Consider the following 16,923-nt stretch of genomic DNA (forward strand, 5'->3'; position numbering starts at 1 on the left):
AGTTAATATGTTTCATATCAAATTGATAGCACACAAAGAAATAACTGACGATGAGTTAAATGAAGTTATTAAAATTAAATCTGCTCAATGGCATTATAGTTATGAAGATCAATTACAGTGGATAAAGAAAAATATAAAAGATGCAGATATTCATGTACTGTTATATTTTAATGAAAATAGTGTGGCTTATTTAAATTTGATAGATATCGATTTAAAGCTGGGCGAAGTTTTTGTAAGAGGCTTTGGGGTAGGGAATGTCTGTGCAGTAGAAAAGGGAAGAGGATTTGGTTTTGAAATCATGAGTGAAGTAAATCGTTACATTTTAAATTCAAATAAAGTAGGTCTACTATTTTGCAAAGATCAACTATTAAAATTTTATCGCTCTTTAGGTTGGAAGGAGTTAGAGCCAAATGAATATAAGGTAAAGGGTGATAACTTAAAAGTTATGGCTATAAATATACAATGCTATACAGAGCTTTTAATTGAGTATGATGGTATTATTTTTTAAGATTAAGTGGATTGTTCAATAGAATTACTTGTTTAGATAGCTCAAATAATCAAAAAAATAGGTTTGAATCTTTTAATTTTTGTATTTAAGTGTTTTAAAGGTTAATTAAAAGGTTTTTATGAAGTGAATAAAGTAACTAAAAATATCATTGCAAACTATCTAGGTAAATTGTGGGGTTTTGTCTCTATATTTATTTTTGTTCGGTTTTATATTGATATACTTGGTGTTGAATCTTATGCCATTATAAATTTTTACACTGTGATATTAGGATTACTTGTATTTGCTGATGCTGGATTAACTGCTACATTAACAAGAGAGTTAGCTAGAGATATAAGTATGCAAGATAAATCCAATCTTGTATACACATTTGAACGAATTTATATTTTTATATGCCTGTTAGTTGTTTCTATTATAATAATTTCATCAAATTTTATAGCAAACAATTTTTTGTTGTCAACAACATATACGCCGAATTCAGTTGCATATTTTATAAAATTAATAGGGGTGGGGATTGCGATACAGTTATTTTCAACCCTATACGAGGGTGGATTGAATGGGCTCCAACAACAAGTTTTAACTAATAAAATTAGAATTATTTGGAGTTTATTTAGATCAGGGGTTGTTTTAATACCAATTTATTATTATCCAAAATTAGATGTGTATTTTTGGTGGCAAATAATATGTAATTTAGTTCTTTTATATATTTTTAGAAAAGCACTATATCAACTACTTTCAAGTAAAGAGTTGGTTTTTTCATTGGATTTGATTAAATCTACTGGAAAATATGCTCTGGGAATGATGGCAATTGCATTTATTTCAGCAATTAACATTCAAATTGATAAGCTGGTTACTAGTAAATATTTCTCAATGGAGGATTTTGGATATTATTCAATAGCTAGTACATTAGCGCAATTACCGAGTATGGTAGTTATGCCAATTATAATAGCGATTTTCCCTTTATTGTCACAATTTGTCTCTCAGCGAAATAATGGGGAGGTATCGAGAAACTTTCATAAATATTCTTTTTTAACATCAAGTATTGCAGCACCATTAGTATTTTGTATTGCTTTATATTCAGTTTCAATAATTACATTATGGACTGGTCGACCGGAAATAGCGTTGGCAATAAATTACGTTGTTAAAATGCTACTTATTGGAGGGTTGTTTCTATGCTTACAACTTACTCCATTTTATTTGGCACTCGCAAATGGATTTACGCGAATAAACTTATACTCAGGAATCGTTGGAATAATTATAACTGTTCCTCTAATGGTTTTTTCAATTCAGAATTATGGAATGATTGGTGTAACATTTCCATGGATCTTTATAAATGTAACTACTTTTTTTGTAGTAGGAATATTTATTGTCAATAAATTTTTACCTAAACAAGTGTATAATTGGCTGATATGGGATGTTAGTATTCCTGTAGTTGTAACATTATTGGTGATTTTTGTTGTTGAGTTTTCTTTTAAAGCTTTAAGTAATGATTATTTATTTATTTTTAAATCAATAATTATTGGCTTAATAAGCATTATTTTGAATTTATACATAAATAGCAAAAAATATCCAAATAGTCTATTTTTAAAACTTGTATCGATATTGAAAAAAGTTAAAGGAAACAGTAAGTGAAACCATTGATAAGTATTCTTATTGCAACAAAGAATAGACAAAAGTATTGCTTGAGTGCGGTTAAAAGTATATTAAAACTTCCAAACACTAATATTCAAGTTGTAGTACAAGACAATAGTGATGACATTACATTGAGTGAAATGTTAAAGCCTTTAATAAGTGATAGTCGATTAGTTTATCGGTATACGCCACCGCCGTTTTCATCAATTGATAATTTTAATGCTGTAATTGAATTAGCTACAGGAGAGTATATTTGTTTAATTGGTGATGATGATGGCATTAATCCTGAGATTATTGAAGCGACCGCATGGGCTAAATTAAATAATATAGACTGCTTAGTTGGTAATTTAAAAGCTAATTATCGTTGGGAAAATACTGGTGAAAGACAGTTTTTACATCTTAAAATAACTGGAAGTTCTCTAATTCTCGGTGATTTTAATGGTAATGCCAAACGCGTAGATGCAAAAAAATCTTTAGAACAATTGGTAAGAAATGGATGTACCAATTATATGGAGTATGACTTCCCTAAGCTTTACCATGGAATAGTCAAGAGAGATATTTTTGAAAATATAAAAGAAAATACAAGTGCTTATTTAAAGGGATTAAGCCCAGATATTTATGCAGCTATTTCTTTAGCATTTACTATTAAAAATTTTGTTGTTATTGATTATCCCTTAACAATTCCTGGAGTATGCTCAGTAAGTAGCTCTGTGCAAGAAGGGGAGCAGAAATCTAATTCTAAAGATATAGAAAATATTCCTCATTTAAAAGGCAGAAAAATCCCTTATGTATGGGAGGAGAGTGTGCCTAAAATTTATTGTGTGCAAACTATTTGGGCTGATTCTGCATTTGCTGCAATAAGAGAGTTTAAGCAAGAAAAATTATTAAATAACTTTGATAAATATATGTTATGTGCAAATATTTTAGATGCAGATTCCACTTTAAAATCAAGAGTATATGATTTTCTACACGTTTCTGAACCAAGCTTAAGTAAGCAAGCTTTAAACCAGAAAGTTAAACAAGCTATGTTTAAAGGCCCTTATAAGAAAAAAATTATAAGAATAATTGGGAGAATTAAAAGGGTATTAGGCTTTGAAAAGTATATTATTATTAATAATATAAAAGATATTGTCGATGCAACTAAAGAGTTGAATGTTTATTTAAAGGGAACTAAAATAAATATTATTGATAAATTGGATGAGTGTTTGTAAAGTGGTATTTATTTTTTTGGTGTGGATGAAGGTATAGTTATATATACCTTATATTAATTTGATCTGATGTTTTTAATTGGTGAGATAAAAGTTGATCTTCTATATTCTACCTTATAGTTTAATAATTCTGTTATCTATTTTATCTTTAAAAATTAAAGGTAGCGGATATAAGTTTTTGTTTTTAATATCACTTATTCCTGCTACCTTGGTTGTAGTACTTAGAGGGTTAACTGGTACAGATACTGCAACATATATAAGTATATTAGATCAGAATATTTATGATATTAATGAAAATATTAGAGATATTGAACCTTTTTTTATGCTTTTTGCTAAGATCAAATATCATTTAGATTTAAATGCACAATTAGTTTTAAATTTTTTCTCTTTTCTTATTATATTATTGCTTTATTCATTTTTTTCAAAGAGTAAGCACCGGTTTTTAATTTTTTCTTTTTTAATTTTTCCAATATTTTTTTATGACATGACCATGAATGGTCTTCGTTATGGAATGGCATTTGCATTAGCTTGTTATATAATTGTTGAACATAATAGTTTTTTATATAAACTTACGAAAAATAAATTTTTATTTATTTTTTCCTTTTTAAATCATAAAAGTTCGATAATTTTTTTGATTATAAAATTTATGCAAAATTTAAACTTTAGAACTTTTTTTCTTATTTTGGTTGTTTTTTTAACAGGATTTACCTTTTTAAATGATTACTTTATCTATAAGTTAACTGATTATTCTGAGCTATCATCACCATCAGTTTTTTCTGGTGCTCAACCGTTAGTACTTGTTACTTTAATTTTATTTTTTAACTCTATTTTCTTTAAGATTAATTTAAAAAGAAATTTATATTTATTTTTAATTCAATTAGCTTTTTATATTGTTACTCAATTTAGTTATGCTGGAATTCGCTTTCAGTTTTTAGAGTTGTTTTATATTTTAGTTATTCTTACTCAGGATGATGATCAAGTTCCTAATTATAAAATATACTTAAGTTTATTGTTTGTTGTTGGTCTTTTAGGTTTTTGTTTAAGGTTGAATAATTTTTATTCAGACTTTGGGGAGGGACTCTCTCCATTTTTACCATATGCATTTTATTGGGAAAACTAAATGAATGATATATCAGTTGTAATACCTCACTATAATAATGGTCATGAAATATGTAGAGCTTATAATTCAATTTTAGCTCAAAGCATTTTACCTAGTGAGATAATTATTATAGATGATTGTAGTTCGGATAAGAGTTTTTTGCAGGATATTGAAAAGAACCATAAAATTTTAGATGTTAAACTACTTATTCTATATTTAGAAAAAAATTCTGGTCCTTCAGTTGCTCGAAATATCGGCATAACTCACGCAAAATCTAAGTATATAGCCTTTCTTGATAGTGATGATGCATGGAATGTTGATAAGTTAAAGATACAATATGAAATTATGGAAAAAAATAATTTAAATTTTAGTTTTCATTTATACTCTGCATTTTATAATAATATCCATGTATCTAATAATTCATTGAAGAAAATTAGTTTACTAAATTTAGCAAAAAAACAAATAATTTGTACTCCTGCTGTTATGGTTAAGAAAAGTGAATTATGTGCATTTGATGAAGATATTAAATATTGTGAAGATTTTTTGTGCTGGGTTAAAACGAATAATAATGACTATTTTTATATGATTGACAGCGTTTTAGCATATGGTTTTAAAAATCAATATGGAGATTCTGGTCTTTCATCGAATATGAAAGCAATGCATTCAGGTTTTCTTCATGTATGTGGGAACTTATACAAAGAAAATTATATAAGTTTTTCGACATATTTTGTATTTATTTTATTAGAATATATTAAATATCCATTGCGATTAATTAAATTGAAGATAAGTTGAGATTTACTATGTCATCTAGAATATGTATTATTGGTAATACGGCTACAAGTGTTTTAGGTTTTCGTATTGATTTAATTAAAATGTTAGTAGCTAATGGGAATGATGTTTATGCTTTTGTTTGTGAATATAAAAGTCATGATTTAATGAAAATCAAAGAGCTAGGTGTAACACCAGTTATCTATATGATGAAAAGAGGAGGTTTAAATCCTTTTGCTGACTTACAATCTTTACGCGAATTAAAACAAAAAATTACAGAAATTAAACCTGATATTGTTTTTTCGTATTTTACTAAGCCAGTAGTTTACGGATCTTTAGCTGCAAGATTAAGTAAAACTCCAAAAATTATAGGAATGATTGAAGGCTTAGGAACCCCTTTTACTGTACATAAAAATGGACAAAGTTTAAAAGTCAAATTAATTCGTTTTATACAAATAAGGCTATATAAAATTGTTTTTCCATTTTTAGATAAAATTATTTTTCTAAATCCCGATGATCCTATAGACTTAATCCAAGAAAATGGTATTAAATATAAAAAAAATGCTATAGAAATTCTAGGACCAATTGGTTTGAGTCTAAAAGAATTTCCATATACTAAGTGGGATGATAGTCAGCAAGTTTCATTTATATTTGTTGCTAGATTATTAGCAGAAAAAGGTATATTTGAATATATAGATGCTGCAAAATTAGTTAAAAAAAAATATCCTAATATAATATTTAAAATTATTGGTGGCTTAGATACTGAAAATCCATATGGTTTAACTAAACAAGAGTTAGATGATGTGATATTTTCAGGGGCAGTAGAATATTCTGGTTTTGTAACAGATGTTGCTAAACGTATACAAGATAGTGCAGTTTTTGTTTTACCTTCTTATTATCGTGAAGGCGTACCAAGGAGTACACAAGAAGCTATGGCGATAGGACGGCCTGTGATTACGACAGATGTTCCTGGTTGTCGTGAAACTGTTGTAGATGGTATAAATGGTTTTCTTGTCCCTAAGTGGAATCCAGAAGCTTTGGCAGAAAAAATGTGTTACTTTATAGAGAACCCTGAGCAAGTGAATATAATGGGGTTGAAGAGCTATCAAATAGCTCAAGAAAAATTTGATGCTGAAAAAGTGAATTCCAAACTTATAGAGATCATGGGTTTAAAAGATCTAAATGAAAAGACTTGTTGATATCATTATTGCGTCAATAGCACTTTTATTACTGTCGCCAATTTTTCTAATTGTGGCATATAAAGTACGTAAGAACTTAGGCTCTCCTGTTTTTTTCTATCAAGAGCGCCCTGGAAAAGATTGTAAACACTTTAGAATGATGAAGTTTCGTTCTATGAAAAATGCTTTTGATAAAGATGGTCAACCCTTACCTGATGATCAGCGTATTACGCCTTTTGGAAAAAAGCTACGTTCAACAAGTTTAGATGAAATGCCACAGTTAATTAATGTCCTTAAAGGCGATATGAGTATTGTTGGACCACGACCACAACTTTCTGAATTTGTGGAACACTATACTCCTCATCAATTGCGCCGCCATAATGTTAAACCAGGGATGACTGGTCTTGCTCAAGTGAGCGGACGTAATAATCTTTCTTGGGAGGAAAAATTTGATTTAGATGTACAGTACGTTGAAAGACAATCAACGCTTCTCGACTTTAAAATTATGTTTAAAACAGTTGAAGTTATGTTTAAAAAAGAAGGCATAGATTCACCAGATCAAGCTGTTGGAGCAAGCCGTTTTTCAGGTTCAGATACAACTGATACCAAATCGACCAATCATTAATAGTGTTAAAGTAAATCATGATCAAAAAAGCCATTCTTCCAGTTGCTGGGTTAGGTACTCGTTTTCTACCTGCAAGTAAATCAATTCCTAAAGAAATGGTCACAGTGGTTGACCGTCCTGCAATTGAGTATGTTGTTAAAGAAGCTGTGGCTGCTGGCATTGAACAAATCATTTTAGTGACGCATTCTTCTAAAGCATCAATAGAAAATTATTTTGATCGTAATTTTGAACTGGAAACGACCTTAGAAAATAAGAAAAAAATTGATCTACTTAAAGAAATTACTGAAATTTTACCTAAACATGTCAGTGTGGTCAGTGTACGTCAACCTCAACCATTAGGTTTAGGGCATGCTGTTTTATGTGCAAAATCTGTGATTGGAAATGATGACTTTGCTGTGTTATTGCCAGATGTGTTGGTCAAAGAAGATAGTACAGAAAATGATTTAGCGCGAATGATTCATCGTTTTAATACATCTAAAGCATCGCAAATTATGGTAGAGGCTGTTCCAGATCATCTTGTGGATCAATATGGTATTGTCGATGTAGCATCTTTACCTGTTGAGGGTGAAAGTATCGTGATGAAAGGGATTGTCGAAAAGCCTGCAGTTGGTAGTGCACCTTCAAATTTATCTGTGGTGGGGCGTTATGTACTGCCTGCTAAGATTATGCAGTTATTAGAACAAACGCCCAAAGGTGCGGGCAATGAAATCCAATTAACTGATGCCATTGCTGCATTACAAAAATTAGAAAATGTCGAAGCGTATCGTATGAAAGGTCAGACTTTCGACTGTGGGAGCAAAATTGGTTATTTAAAAGCAGTATTACACTATGCTGTGGAGCATCCTAAGTTGGGTGAAGAATTCAAACAGCTCATCAAAGAATTGAATTTATAATAATTGGATCTGATATGAATATTTGTGTATTTGGCACAACACTCCAAGCTGGCGTACTCGCTGGCTTGTTTGCTGAATATGGGCACCGCGTGTATTGGTGTCCCCGAGTAGGCGCTGATCATCAATCCTCAGTACACTACCAAGATGAAGATTTAAATCAACTCATTCAAAAACAGATTAAGAATAATTCCATTCAATTGGTCGGGTTAAAACAACTTCAATTACAAAGTGAAGTTTTTTTATTTAGTTTTAATCCTTCTGAATTTGACCAAGCCAAACACTTGGCTGAAGAATTAAAACGTTTTCCTATCATTCATCCAAGACTGATGATCAATGGTTCTACATTCGGTTTACAAGGTACTGAAGAACTAAAACAAATTTTAGTGGCTGATCATTGGGCGTATTTGCCAGACACCATTCAAGAAGGTAATGCGATTCAAAGTTTTATCGATCTAAAGCAAGTAATTGTGGGTGTAGATCAACCTGCGACACAGCAGATTATCAAAGAATTATTAAGACCCTTTTTTCAGTTAAAACATCAATATTTGTTTATGCCATTTTTAGATGCTGAATTTACCAAGCTGAGTATTTCAGGCATGTTGGCTACACGCATCAGTTATATGAATGATATGGCGCAAGTCGCTGAAAAATTAAATATTGATATTCATAATGTTAAACAGGGATTGGCATCTGATAGTCGAATTGGCGCATCATATTTATCTGCAGGTGTGGGTTTTGGTGGAGAAAATTTCTCCCACGATATTTTAACCTTAACTGGTACAGTGGCGGGTTCAGGGATCAAAAGCCAATTACTGGATCAGGTTTGGAATATCAATGAACAACAAAAAGAAATTTTATTTAGAAAACTCTGGAATTACTATCAAGGGCAGTTAACAGGTAAAGTTGTGGCGATTTGGGGTGCTTCTTTTAAAGAAAATACCTCAAGTATTGAGAACTCACCAATTCATGCCATGCTTGCAGCGCTTTGGGCACAAGGCGCGATTGTACAGTTACACGATCCACAAGCCTTAGAGCGGGTAGCAAATTTCTATGGTGAACGCGCTGATTTGATTTTATGTCATGATCAATACCAAGTGGTAGAAAATGCACATGCATTGTGTTTATTGACAGCTTGGAAGCAATATTGGAGTCCTGATTATTCACAACTTTTACAGAAAATGGCCCATCCTTTGATTCTCGATGGTCGTAATATGTTAGATCCAGATTTCGTCAAAGCACAAGGTTTTGCTTATCAGGGTGTAGGGCGAGTATGACAAATTCTATATTAGACAATGATCAAAGAGAGCAGCATTTAGTACGATTGCAAAATCTTGCTAAAGAACAACAGCAATTGTGTTTAACCGATTTATTTGAGCAAGATCCGCAGCGGTTTGATAAGTTCTCAGTAAATTTTAATCAACTGAGTTTTGATTATAGTAAACATCGTATTGACCAAAATGCATGTGATGCCTTGTTTAAATTTGCAGATTTAAAACAATTAACGCAATGGATCAAACGTTTATTTACTGAAGAATCGATCAATTATACGGAAGACCGATCAGCAATGCATTGGGCATTGCGTTTACCGAAGCATGATCAAGATTACCCTGAACTGGCTGAATTGGTACATCAACAATTAGATCGCATGTATCAGCTTGTCGATAAAGTCCATGCAGGACAATGTCGTGGTTCGACAGGTGAAGTGATTCAAGATGTGGTCAATATCGGTGTGGGTGGTTCTGATTTAGGACCATTGATGGTGAGTCATGCTTTATCAGACTATAAAGTAAGTACCGCTAAACCATTAAAAGTACATTTCGTTTCAACTATGGATGGTAGTCAGCTTTCTGATTTACTACATCAATTACGCCCTGAAACTACCTTATTTATTATTTCGTCCAAGTCTTTTGGAACTATTGATACTCTATCCAATGCTCAAACAGTTCGGCAGTGGTTAGAAAAAGATTTGGGTACGCAAAACAGTGTGATCCAACATCATTTTATTGGGGTTTCAACCAAGCCTGAGAAAATGACAGAATGGGGAATCGCAGCAGAAAACCAGTTCTTACTTTGGGATTGGGTTGGTGGTCGTTACTCGTTGTGGTCATGTATTGGTTTACCGATTGCATTGCAAATTGGTGTTGATGGGTTTAAACAATTGCTCGCAGGCGCTTATGCGATTGATCAGCATTTTCAAAAAGCCTCATTTGAGCAAAATATTCCCGTATTGATGGGGTTACTTGGGGTTTGGAATAATAATTTTTTAAATATTCAGACCCATGCAGTATTGCCTTATGATGGTCGCTTAAAATATTTTGCCTCTTATTTACAGCAACTTGAGATGGAATCGAATGGAAAGTCGATTCAAAGAAATAATCAAAAAGTTGATTTAAACACCTGTCCAATTGTCTGGGGTGAAGTGGGGCCAAATGCGCAACATGCTTTTTATCAGCTCTTGCATCAAGGAACCCATGCAGTCAGTTGTGATTTTATTGCGCCAGTGCAGCGTTATAATTCGAATCAATTTACTTATGCCGAAAGTGCAGAATCCTTAATTGAGCAACATCATTTGGCTTTATCCAATTGCTTGGCCCAGTCGCGATTATTGGCTTTTGGTAACACAGCATTAAATGCCAATGAATTATCAGACCTACCCGTATATAAACAGTATGAAGGTAACCAACCAAGTTCGACATTGTTGTTACAAGAACTAAGCCCTTATAGTTTAGGTATGCTGATCGCATTGTATGAACATAAAGTGTTTGTACAATCTGTCATTTGGAATATCAATCCATTTGATCAATGGGGCGTTGAAAAAGGCAAAGAAATTGCCAATCAATTACTTCCTATCCTCAATGGTAAAGAAAAAGACGTGTCTCAACTGGATGCTTCAACACAAGGTTTAATTAAGATCTTGCTGGGTAAAGAGTAGATATACTGGAAAAATTTATGGCAAATATTTTAGTAACAGGTGGCGCGGGTTATATTGGATCACATACTTGTGTGGAGTTACTTGAAGCTGGGCATGAGGTTATTGTTCTAGACAATCTATTAAATAGCTCTGAAGAATCATTAAAGCGTGTCCAAGAGTTGACTGGGAAAACACTAAAATTTGTTCAAGGTGACATTCGTTATCAAAAAGATTTAGATCAAGTTTTTTCAAGCAATAAAATCGATGCTGTGATTCATTTTGCAGGTTTAAAAGCAGTGGGGGAAAGCCAACAAATTCCACTGACTTACTTTGATCATAATATTGCAGGATCAGTTCAGTTGGCACAAGCGATGCAAAGAGCGGGTGTTTTTAATTTAGTTTTTAGTTCATCTGCAACAGTTTACGGAGAAAGCAATTCTTCCCCTTATCAGGAGGATATGCAACTAGGTCTACCGAATAATAATTATGGTCATACAAAGCTAATCGTTGAGCAATTATTGGAAAAACTATCAATTGCGGATAAGCACTGGTCGATTGCACTATTGCGTTATTTTAATCCTGTTGGTGCGCATAAGAGCGGTCGTATTGGCGAAGATCCATTAGGTATTCCAAATAATCTTATGCCTTATTTGACTCAAGTCGCTGTAGGTCGTAGAGAAAAGCTTTCTATTTTTGGAAATGATTACCCAACTCAAGATGGAACATGTGAAAGAGATTTTATTCATGTTGTCGATTTAGCAAAAGCACATGTTTTAGCTGTTGAAAATAGAATAAAAAGCCAAGGGTGTCGTGCTTGGAATATTGGGACTGGTCTGCCTATTTCAGTACTACAAATTAAGAGTACTTTTGAAAAAATAAATAATATCAGTATAAATTCAGAATTTGTAAGCCGACGAGCTGGTGATTTGCCGAGTTTTTATGCTAATGCATTGCGAGCTAATATAGAATTAGGTTGGACGCCAAAATATACTTTGGAAGATATGTTGGCAGACAGTTGGAATTGGCAAAAACAAAATCCAACAGGCTATCAAGTATAAATTTAACAGTAAAAAATAGGCGCATTAAGCGCCTATTTATATTATTCAATATTTGGTTTTATGTAGTTATTTACCACATAAATTGATCCTTTTTTACTCAAATGACCATAATCAACTTGAAGTAGATCAGAACCTATCTTAGTTTCACAATAATATTTCGAACTCTTTAAGTCACACATTTGGTTGATAAGGGATATGTATTTGATTTGATGATCATTCAAATTGTTAACTATAATTTTTGCTTTAGCATCATGTTCTATAATATCCATATCCAGACCAGTATCATTAATTTTTGACACTATGGAATCAAAATGGGAATCTTTTACAATAACTTTAGGTAAAGATGGTCGCCATTGCGGTACAGCGCCAACAATCAATATTTTTTTTACGCCTAAGGATTCTAGCTTCTTTGTAATCGATTTCCAATCAGATAGATCATGACTATCAGCCTGAGCAATAATAACAAATGAGGGCTTTAATCGCTTTATTTCCTCTAAAGCTAATATATTGACTTTATCACACGCCTGTTTAAGCGCTCCTTTAAGTGTTTCAGTTGGAGTTAAAGATGCTTTACAACCTGAGGAGCCAATCTGATAAAAACTATAATCATTCAATGTTGTCCTAAGTCCAAGTGATAATGCTTGAGAGTGAGAGTCTCCCCATAAAAGGATTGACTTGGTTGATAGTGGTTGATTGATACAGGACTTATCAATACCATTAAATCCATATTTTGTTAAATTGGAATAAGCATCACACTGTAACCAATAAGCATCATCAAGATTTTTATGTTCATTAATGTATTTTTCAATCAAAAGAGCTTGAGGAGTATTTGCTGCACCTCTTATGCTTGAGTTACCTCCATTTGTTTTAAAAATAATTAAACCCAAACCAATAATTGATATACAAGACATTGAAATAATTAAGTTTGACTTGAATAGAGATGTTCCTTTTAATTGATTTCCAATAAATTTTTCAACGTATGTTGCTGATAAATAACCCAAAGCAATTGAAATAATAATACCTACTAATAGATAAATAATATTATTTTGTTGGTTTTTATGGAATAACCAAAAAACAATTGGCCAATGCCATAAGTAAATTGAATAAGAGGCATTACCTAAGAATTGTGCAATTTTATTGTTTGTAAAAATAGATTTTTGGTTTTGTGTATAAAGAATGAGAGCTGTCCCAATCGTTGGTACTAAAGTATAGATACTTGACCATGGGGTTTTCGCATTGAATAAGTATAGGGATGCTATTATTAAAGAAAATCCTATGATTTCTAATAAATATGATGTTGCATTTTTTAGATTAGGTTTAGGTAAAAAGTATAAAAAACCACCTAAAACCATTTCCCAAGCGCGAGTTGGTAAAAGGAAAAAAGAAGCAGATGGTCGATATGTTGAAATAACATGTGCTAAAGCTAGCGAGCAAATGAATAGAAGAATAAGAGAGTAAATGGTTTTATGTTTTAATAATTTATATGCAATGATTAAATATATTGGCAAAAATAAGTAATGATGTGTGCTGAGAAAACAGGAGGTTTTAACTTGGTAAACTATAGACACTCATCAGGAGTTTACCATGAGCAAGAAACAGAAGACTTACACCGCAGAATTTAAAGTTGAAGCAATAAAATTGATTGAAGCCAATCAAGGCAATGTATCGGAAACAGCCAGACAACTTGGCATTTCAATGCAAACTCTTTCAAATTGGAATAATAAAGCAAAGACTGGCACCTTAGCAGGCACTAAACAATATTCACCTGATCTAAATGCCTTACTCGAAGAAAATAAAAAGCTCAAACAACAGCTCAAAACAGCTGAAATGGAACGTGAATTTCTAAAAAAGGCAGCAGCGTACTTTGCGAAAGAAAGTCAGTAAGGTACGCCTATATGAAACAGCAAAGATATTTATTCCCGATTAGCTTTATGGCTAGATTACTTCACGTTTCAGTGTCACGATTTTATGATTGGCTAAAACGAGGCATGAATAAAAGATTGGTTCAGCGAAATCAACAGACAATTTTGGTCAAAATAGCTCATGAGGAAACTAAACAAAGCTATGGCTATATTCGATTAACTAAGCATTTACAAGCGCAAGGTATCAAAATCAGTACGTATGCTGTACGTCAAATAAAAAAGCTCAACCAGCTGTATTGTAAGCGTCATAAGCGTTTCAAAAGAACTACGAAGAGTGATCATAATCGAGCGATCTACGCAAATTTACTAGAGCAACAGTTTTCAATGACTAAGCCCAATCTTGCATGGTCAAGCGATATTACATACATTTGGACTGCTGAAGGTTGGTTATACTTGGCAGCAGTAAAAGACCTGTACACGAAACAAGTGGTTGGCTATAGCTTAAATGAGCGTATGACCGCACAACTTGTTTGCAATGCACTGACTATGGCGATTCGTAATCAAAAACCAACGAAAGGCTTAATTATTCATTCGGACAGAGGCAGCCAATATTGCAGCCATGAATATCGAAAGATACTGGAAAAATGTGATTTTCAAGGTTCAATGAGCAAACGTGGGGACTGTTACGATAATGCACCGATTGAAAGTTTCTGGGGCATACTCAAGAATGAATTAGTGCATCATTGCAACTATAAAACCAGAGATGAAGCTAAAGCAGATATTACAAAATACATTGTGTTATTTTATAATCAGCGAAGAATTCAAAAGAGTTTGGATTTTAAAACGCCAAATCAAATAGCAGAGAACTTTTATCGGTTAGCTGCCTAGCATATCCCAAGTGAAAGTCTCCTGCTAATTCAGCACATATCAGTAAAATTGCCATTCAACAGATAGAGACCATGTATGTAATAAAATTTTTTCATGTGAATCAACATCAAAATAACCAGACTCTTTCCAATAAATGATATTAGAAACAAATAAAAGACTACCGATTACATGTTTACTTAATGATCTATAATCTGAAGGAATGAGTTCAAACCATCCTAATACCAGTAGAAATATGCACAATACAGCTAAAGCAGGAATGATACGAACAGCTCGATTCGTATAAAATTGAAGAATAGAGAAGTTATTTTCTTGTAGACTGTCCATGATGATTTTTGTCATCAAAAAACCAGATATAACAAAAAAAACATCGACTCCAATAAATCCACCTGTAAAACCGAATATCCCAAAATGGAAAAGAACTACAAACAAAACTGCGTATGCTCTTAATCCATTAATATCGTATCTAAATTTGTTCATAATTTTTCACTAAAATGAGGAAACTGGGTCGTATATAGTTGAAGTAATATAAATTCTATGGCTCACTCTTTTTATTTTACATCATGCCGCCATACTCTGAAAGAATCGGGGTATGGCTTATAGCGATATTAACCCTGAATCAACTGAGTTAACTCATCTACATAGTTCTGCATTGGTTTTGGATTTTTATCTGCACGGCTTTCAATATTTAAGCGTAATAATGGCTCGGTATTGGATGCACGGACATTTAAACGCCATGCACCAAAATCAAGGCTAACGCCGTCTGTTTGATCAATTGCAGGGTTTAAATCAGCAAAATGATCGAAGATTTTTTTAATAGTTTTTTGCGTATCTTCAACTTTAAAGTTGATTTCACCACTGCAAGGGAAACGTTCAATCATCCCTTCGACCAGACTGGATAACGATTGTTGGGTTTCTGATACCACTAAAATCGCCAATAACCAAGGGATCATCCCGCTGTCACAGTAAGCAAAATCACGGAAATAGTGATGTGCACTCATCTCTCCGCCATAAGCTGCATTGTGTTCACGCATCACATCTTTAATAAAAGCATGTCCAGATTTAGATTGAACAGCAATCCCTTGATATTGCTCAATGATATCCAGTGTATTCCAGACTAGGCGAGGGTCATGTACGATTTTTTCACCCGCTTGTTTTAATAAGAAGGCTTGGGCTAATAATCCAACAATATAATAGCCTTCAATAAATTGTCCTTTTTCGTCGAATAAGAAACAACGGTCAAAGTCACCATCCCATGCGATCCCCATATCCGCATGATGTATTAAAACTGCATTGCGGGTGCTATCTCGATTTTCCACCAAGATTGGATTAGGAATACCATTTGGGAAAGTACCATGTGGATGATTATGGATTTTAATAAACTCTACTGGGATATTGAGCGCTTTGAATTTTTCTTCGATTGCGTCAACAACATGACCCGCGGCACCATTGCCCGCATTCATCACCAGTTTAAGTGGGCGGATTTTGCTTGGATCAATATAGGTGAGTAGGTGTTCAATAAATTCAGGGAGGATATTATATTTTTGAGTTGTACCCTTTTTCTCAACTTCAATGAACTGTTCAGATTCAGCCAACGATTGGATATCTTTTAGTCCCGTATCTGCACTGATTGGTCGAGCATTTTCACGAACCAATTTCATACCATTGTAATCCATCGGATTATGGCTTGCTGTGATTTCAATACCACCCTGAACATCGAGATGAAAAGCACCAAAGTAAACTTCTTCTGTTCCAGTCATGCCAAGATCAAGAACATCTACTCCAGCATCATTTAAACCACGAATCGTTGCTTGTTTTAAGTCTTCGCTGGTTAAACGGACATCACAACCAATGACAACAGTTTTGGGTTGATAGATTTGACCATAAGCACGGCCTATTTTATAAGCGATTTCTTCATTTAGCTCTGTGCCAAGTTTGCCTCGAATATCATAGGCTTTGAAACAAGTCAGTTTATTCATGTTCATCTTTATATTGTTTAAGGTTGGCTGGTAGTGAAACATCATTTTAACCTTAAAGTGTATAAGAAATTATATTGGAAGATGTAAATTTAGTTTGAAGAATAAAATTGAATACGTTTCGATTACACCAAGCCTCAATTTTAATAAGGTGTTTGCTCATCCATGATAATTTGCACATTGTGGATTTACAGCTTTTGCGATGATCTATGTAGAATTTTATAATTCATGTGATAATGTTCACATTTTTTCGCTGTTAGTATTTGAATTTAAAATATTTTATTAAAGAAATTTAACTTTAAAAAGTAAAAATAAGCATTTGA

General features: G+C 32.8%; 14 protein-coding genes and 1 pseudogene. 12 read left to right on the forward strand and 3 right to left on the reverse strand.

Going from position 1 to position 16,923, the window contains the following annotated elements; genetic code table 11:
* The first annotated feature begins 7 nt into the window (after positions 1-7).
* The 11 genes from PYV58_RS00385 to galE all read left to right on the forward strand — a co-directional run bounded on the left by PYV58_RS00385 (position 8) and on the right by galE (position 11,877).
* Positions 8-508: a GNAT family N-acetyltransferase gene (locus PYV58_RS00385; RefSeq protein WP_034614795.1), complete on the forward strand. Its 501-nt coding sequence runs from the start codon at positions 8-10 to the stop codon at positions 506-508.
* Positions 509-631: 123 nt separating this feature from the next.
* Positions 632-2,137 carry an oligosaccharide flippase family protein gene (locus tag PYV58_RS00390; RefSeq protein ID WP_051671030.1) on the forward strand — a complete coding sequence of 502 codons (1,506 nt, stop codon included), beginning with the start codon at positions 632-634 and terminating at the stop codon, positions 2,135-2,137.
* On the forward strand, positions 2,134-3,348 hold the full coding sequence (locus PYV58_RS00395) for a glycosyltransferase (protein WP_034614798.1): 1,215 nt from the start codon (positions 2,134-2,136) through the stop codon (positions 3,346-3,348). Before PYV58_RS00390 ends, PYV58_RS00395 begins: the two co-directional genes overlap by 4 nt.
* Positions 3,349-3,523: 175 nt before the next feature.
* Positions 3,524-4,465, forward strand: a complete 942-nt coding sequence (locus PYV58_RS00400) for an EpsG family protein (protein WP_051671032.1) — start codon at positions 3,524-3,526, stop codon at positions 4,463-4,465.
* Entirely contained in the window at positions 4,466-5,236 is a 771-nt protein-coding gene (locus tag PYV58_RS00405) for a glycosyltransferase family 2 protein (RefSeq protein WP_034614804.1), read from the forward strand. It begins immediately after the preceding gene.
* An 8-nt stretch (positions 5,237-5,244) separates the two neighbouring features.
* On the forward strand, positions 5,245-6,411 hold the full coding sequence (locus tag PYV58_RS00410) for a glycosyltransferase family 4 protein (RefSeq protein WP_034614807.1): 1,167 nt from the start codon (positions 5,245-5,247) through the stop codon (positions 6,409-6,411).
* The gene (locus tag PYV58_RS00415; protein WP_034614810.1) at positions 6,395-7,015 is read left to right on the forward strand and encodes a sugar transferase; all 621 of its coding nucleotides are present in this window, start codon (positions 6,395-6,397) and stop codon (positions 7,013-7,015) included. The genes PYV58_RS00410 and PYV58_RS00415 overlap by 17 nt, the downstream gene beginning before the upstream one ends.
* 17 nt (positions 7,016-7,032) lie before the next feature.
* Complete coding sequence (gene galU / locus PYV58_RS00420) at positions 7,033-7,908, forward strand: UTP--glucose-1-phosphate uridylyltransferase GalU (RefSeq protein WP_034614813.1); 876 nt, start codon at positions 7,033-7,035, stop codon at positions 7,906-7,908.
* A 14-nt stretch (positions 7,909-7,922) separates the two neighbouring features.
* A complete protein-coding gene (locus PYV58_RS00425; RefSeq protein ID WP_034614816.1) occupies positions 7,923-9,182 on the forward strand; it encodes a nucleotide sugar dehydrogenase in 1,260 nt (419 codons plus the stop codon).
* Positions 9,179-10,840, forward strand: a complete 1,662-nt coding sequence (gene pgi / locus PYV58_RS00430; RefSeq protein ID WP_034614819.1) for a glucose-6-phosphate isomerase — start codon at positions 9,179-9,181, stop codon at positions 10,838-10,840. The genes PYV58_RS00425 and pgi overlap by 4 nt, the downstream gene beginning before the upstream one ends.
* A 17-nt stretch (positions 10,841-10,857) precedes the next feature.
* Positions 10,858-11,877, forward strand: a complete 1,020-nt coding sequence (galE, locus tag PYV58_RS00435) for a UDP-glucose 4-epimerase GalE (RefSeq protein ID WP_034614822.1) — start codon at positions 10,858-10,860, stop codon at positions 11,875-11,877.
* Positions 11,878-11,918: 41 nt separating this feature from the next.
* On the opposite strand, the gene PYV58_RS00440 is transcribed toward galE, so the two are convergent.
* Positions 11,919-13,445 (reverse strand): acyltransferase family protein, encoded by a 1,527-nt coding sequence (locus PYV58_RS00440; protein WP_275059685.1) that lies wholly within the window; start codon positions 13,443-13,445, stop codon positions 11,919-11,921.
* 16 nt (positions 13,446-13,461) lie between these two features.
* On the opposite strand from PYV58_RS00440, the gene PYV58_RS00445 reads away from it, so the two are divergent.
* Positions 13,462-14,627, forward strand: a protein-coding gene (locus tag PYV58_RS00445) for an IS3-like element ISAba21 family transposase (protein WP_085947552.1) whose coding sequence is annotated in 2 segments (ribosomal slippage) — positions 13,462-13,720 and positions 13,720-14,627 — 1,167 coding nt in all. Because the reading frame shifts where the segments join, the coding sequence is not laid out codon by codon here.
* 42 nt (positions 14,628-14,669) lie between these two features.
* Here PYV58_RS00445 and PYV58_RS00450 read toward each other — a convergent pair.
* Both PYV58_RS00450 and PYV58_RS00455 read right to left on the reverse strand, forming a co-directional pair.
* Positions 14,670-15,107, reverse strand: a pseudogene (locus PYV58_RS00450) (acyltransferase); the annotation flags it as partial.
* A gap of 125 nt (positions 15,108-15,232) precedes the next feature.
* Complete coding sequence (locus PYV58_RS00455) at positions 15,233-16,603, reverse strand: phosphomannomutase/phosphoglucomutase (protein WP_034614842.1); 1,371 nt, start codon at positions 16,601-16,603, stop codon at positions 15,233-15,235.
* Positions 16,604-16,923 lie beyond the last annotated feature (320 nt).

This window comes from Acinetobacter sp. TAC-1 (assembly GCF_029025845.1).
Taxonomy (GTDB): domain Bacteria; phylum Pseudomonadota; class Gammaproteobacteria; order Pseudomonadales; family Moraxellaceae; genus Acinetobacter; species Acinetobacter guillouiae.

Bases quoted from the DNA above. Each gene is read 5' to 3' on its own strand.
- PYV58_RS00425 (WP_034614816.1), top strand. From the start codon at position 7,923: ATGAATATTTGTGTATTTGGCACAACACTCCAAGCTGGCGTACTCGCT.
- PYV58_RS00455 (WP_034614842.1), bottom strand. From the start codon at position 16,603: ATGAATAAACTGACTTGTTTCAAAGCCTATGATATTCGAGGCAAACTT.
- pgi (WP_034614819.1), top strand. From the start codon at position 9,179: ATGACAAATTCTATATTAGACAATGATCAAAGAGAGCAGCATTTAGTA.
- PYV58_RS00385 (WP_034614795.1), top strand. From the start codon at position 8: ATGTTTCATATCAAATTGATAGCACACAAAGAAATAACTGACGATGAG.
- PYV58_RS00410 (WP_034614807.1), top strand. From the start codon at position 5,245: ATGTCATCTAGAATATGTATTATTGGTAATACGGCTACAAGTGTTTTA.
- galU (WP_034614813.1), top strand. From the start codon at position 7,033: ATGATCAAAAAAGCCATTCTTCCAGTTGCTGGGTTAGGTACTCGTTTT.
- PYV58_RS00415 (WP_034614810.1), top strand. From the start codon at position 6,395: ATGAAAAGACTTGTTGATATCATTATTGCGTCAATAGCACTTTTATTA.
- galE (WP_034614822.1), top strand. From the start codon at position 10,858: ATGGCAAATATTTTAGTAACAGGTGGCGCGGGTTATATTGGATCACAT.
- PYV58_RS00405 (WP_034614804.1), top strand. From the start codon at position 4,466: ATGAATGATATATCAGTTGTAATACCTCACTATAATAATGGTCATGAA.